This is a genomic window from Paraburkholderia bengalensis, from assembly GCF_037126505.1.
Classification (GTDB): domain Bacteria; phylum Pseudomonadota; class Gammaproteobacteria; order Burkholderiales; family Burkholderiaceae; genus Paraburkholderia; species Paraburkholderia bengalensis.
The window spans coordinates 1-357 of the sequence record NZ_JACFYJ010000323.1 but is presented as its reverse complement, the minus strand read 5'-3'; the positions used below and the strand labels follow the sequence as shown (position 1 = coordinate 357).

Annotated in this window: 1 protein-coding gene; it reads right to left on the bottom strand. The window is 62.5% G+C overall.

Going from position 1 to position 357, the window contains the following annotated elements:
• A partial coding sequence (locus H3V53_RS43490; protein ID WP_336603083.1) for a HAMP domain-containing protein occupies positions 1-357 on the bottom strand: 357 nt, incomplete at both ends.

Below are 357 nucleotides of genomic sequence, written 5' to 3'. Positions count from 1 at the left end.
ACCTCGCGCGCCACGCGCGTCACCTCGGAGGCGAACGAGCGCAACTGATCCACCATCGTGTTGATCGTGTTCTTCAGTTCGAGGATTTCGCCCTTGACGTCGACGGTGATTTTCTTTGAGAGATCACCCGCGGCCACGGCCTTCGTCACTTCGGCGATGTTGCGCACCTGCGCCGTCAGGTTGCCACCCATCGAATTCACCGAGTCGGTCAGATCCTTCCACGTGCCCGCCACGCCCTGCACATCGGCCTGGCCACCGAGCTTGCCTTCCGTGCCGACCTCGCGCGCCACGCGCGTCACCTCGGAGGCGAACGAGCGCAACTGATCCACCATCGTGTTGATCGTGTTCTTCAGTTCG